At 41.4% G+C, this 2,583-nt stretch carries 4 protein-coding genes and 1 pseudogene; all 5 read left to right on the forward strand.

Going from position 1 to position 2,583, the window contains the following annotated elements; all coding sequences use genetic code 11:
• Window positions 1–126: a chemotaxis protein CheB gene (locus tag ACJML3_RS08145; protein WP_406022235.1), complete on the forward strand. Its 126-nt coding sequence runs from the start codon at window positions 1–3 to the stop codon at window positions 124–126.
• An 80-nt stretch (window positions 127–206) separates the two neighbouring features.
• Window positions 207–956: a flagellar motor protein gene (locus ACJML3_RS08150; protein ID WP_288135631.1), complete on the forward strand. Its 750-nt coding sequence runs from the start codon at window positions 207–209 to the stop codon at window positions 954–956.
• Window positions 957–972: 16 nt separating this feature from the next.
• Window positions 973–1,099, forward strand: a pseudogene (locus tag ACJML3_RS08155) (flagellar motor protein MotB); the annotation flags it as partial.
• Window positions 1,100–1,293: 194 nt separating this feature from the next.
• Window positions 1,294–2,187 (forward strand): flagellar motor protein MotB, encoded by an 894-nt coding sequence (locus tag ACJML3_RS08160; protein WP_406022237.1) that lies wholly within the window; start codon window positions 1,294–1,296, stop codon window positions 2,185–2,187.
• 25 nt (window positions 2,188–2,212) lie between these two features.
• Window positions 2,213–2,583 (forward strand): ParA family protein (locus ACJML3_RS08165; protein WP_406022233.1); only part of this gene is annotated, 371 nt, incomplete at its 3' end.

Consider the following 2,583-nt stretch of genomic DNA (forward strand, 5'->3'; position numbering starts at 1 on the left):
ATCTGGGCTCAGAATGAGGAAACCTGTGTTGTATATGGTATGCCTCAGGCTATTGTAAATGCCAATGTTGCTGATCTGGTTCTCCCTATTGAGGATATTGCCAACTGTATTGTTAAAGAATTCTAATATGAGCCCCGATAAGTAATACGGGGCCTTTGAATTTGAAAGCACAATTGAATAACTTAGATTAAAAAAGGCAGGTTTATATGAACTTCCTTGGAATTATCCTAGCGGTCGGATGTATTGTGGCAGGTATGCTCATGGAGGGTACCAGTCCTCTAATGATGCTTGTTCTACCTGCTTTCTTAGTTGTGGTTGGTGCATCATTCTTTGCCTGCTGGGTACAGTTCCCTCTGTCAGATATGATAGGTGGTCTTAAGTGTATTCTCTGGCTTTTATCTCCTCCAAGAATTCCATTTGACTCACAGGTTGAATTATTAGTTGGTTTATCAACAACAGCTCGTCAGCAAGGTCTGCTGGCATTGGAAAACTCCATAGGATCTGCAAGTGATGATTATACTCGTGATGGTATTCAGATGATTGTTGATGGTGTTGACAAGGATGCTTTAAAGTCAATTCTTGAAAATGCCATTGCAGTTGAAGAAGCTAAATATGAGCCTTATGCAAAGATGCTAGAGGCTATGGGTGGTTATTCTCCTACCATGGGTATTATCGGTGCTGTGCTGGGTCTTATTCATGCTATGTCACTGCTTGACAGACCAGATGAATTAGGCCCTGCTATTGCGGTTGCATTCGTTGCAACAATTTACGGTCTGGTTGTAGCTAACATTATCTGTCTTCCAGCATCAAACCGCGTTAAGGGTATTATCGGTCAGATGACTTTATACAAGTACATGACTTTAGAAGGACTTGTATCAATCGCAGCTGGCGAAAATACCATGATGTTAAAGAGAAGACTTGCTGTTTACACAGGCGAGAAGAACGAAAACGCATAACCTTTAAGGGACCAAAATGAAAAAGAAACCGCCAGAGCACGAAAACCTTGAACGTTGGATGGTGTCATATGCCGACTTCATGACTCTTTTGTTCGCTCTGTTCGTGGTTTTATACGCTTTCGCTATGGCAAAGCAGTCTGATGCTAAGGCTATGGCAGAGGCAATTGCCCAGTCTTTTAATGAACAGCTGCAGATTTCATCCCCAGGTGGCGTACTTTTAGTTCCTGGTGCAATGTCATCAAAGATGACTCAGGAAGTAGAGGAAGCTGTAAAACAGTCACAAAGTGGCGGCAGCGGAGATGAAGGTAAGCAGATCATCGAAAACGGTGGTGTGATCATGAATTTCCAGGTTACCACCACATCTTCAACACAGCAGCATGAGGATACCACATCAGGCTCTGATGATGATAAGGAAGGTCAGAACAGTGCCGATTCTTCAACCTCATCTGGCGATCTTGTTATTTCTGAAAATGAAATTTCAAAGAACGACAGCCCTCGTTCAGATAATCCTAATGGTGGTTCAAAATCTGGTGAAGGTGGTTTCCAGGCTGGTGGCTCTTCAGATAAATTTGAAAAGGGCGGTACCACAGAGATAGATGCTACTACTCAGGGTGAAGGTAAGGTTGGTACCCATTTTGATGCGGTAAGACGCTCAATTTCTGAGGCTATCTCTGAGTCTGGTATGGAAAAGTTCATCGACATTGAAGAAGATTCCCACTGGTTGTCCATCAACATTAATTCAGGACTTTTGTTTGCAGAAGGTTCAGCTTCAGTGCTGGCTGCCTCAAGGCCTGTAATTGGAAAGATTGCTGTTACAATTTCAAACATCAATAACTACATCAGAATTCGTGGTTATACAGATGATTCATTCATTCCAAACGGAATTTTCAGAAACAGCTGGGATCTATCAGCTAACAGAGCAGTGTCTGTTCTAGAAGAGCTTGAAAAGGCTGGTATTAATCCTGAAAGAATGGCTATTGAGGCTTTTGGTCAGTTCTCACCTAAGTACTCAAACAAGACTGCTGCAGGCAGATCATTAAACCGTAAGGTTGTTATTGCAATTTCAAGATATGCTATGGAAAGAAAGCCTGTTCTTGAAAATGCAGAAGAGATCCTAAACGGTCAGGGTGACAATAGAAATTACAGTGGTAAGGCAGGTTCTAGCAAGATTGGTATTTCTCGTGGCGAGGATAACCGAATTGAGCTGAATTTCTCTGGTAAGAAGAATTAGTTGATAAGCTTTAAAAGGAGTTTTTGTGTTAGTCTGGGCAATTGCAAGTCAGAAAGGCGGTGTTGGTAAAACCACAACTGTTGCTTCATTAGCTGGCTGGTTTCAAAAGGAGAATCTTAAGGTTCTTATCATAGACACCGATCCTCACGCTTCTTTAACAAGCTATCTTGGTTTTGACTATAACGGTATTGATAAGAGTCTTTTCGATCTTTATACAATGGAAGAGCTAACTTATGATAACGTTAAAAGCTGTATAACCCATACAAATTTCCCAAATCTTGATATCATCGTATCAAGTATGACTCTTGCCACAATTGACAGAAAACTCTCAGGTCGAGCAGGTGTTGGTAGAATTTTAACTCATGCACTTTCATTAGTTGAGGATGACTATGATAT

Source organism: Succinivibrio sp. (genome assembly GCF_045124615.1).
Lineage (GTDB): Bacteria > Pseudomonadota > Gammaproteobacteria > Enterobacterales > Succinivibrionaceae > Succinivibrio > Succinivibrio faecicola.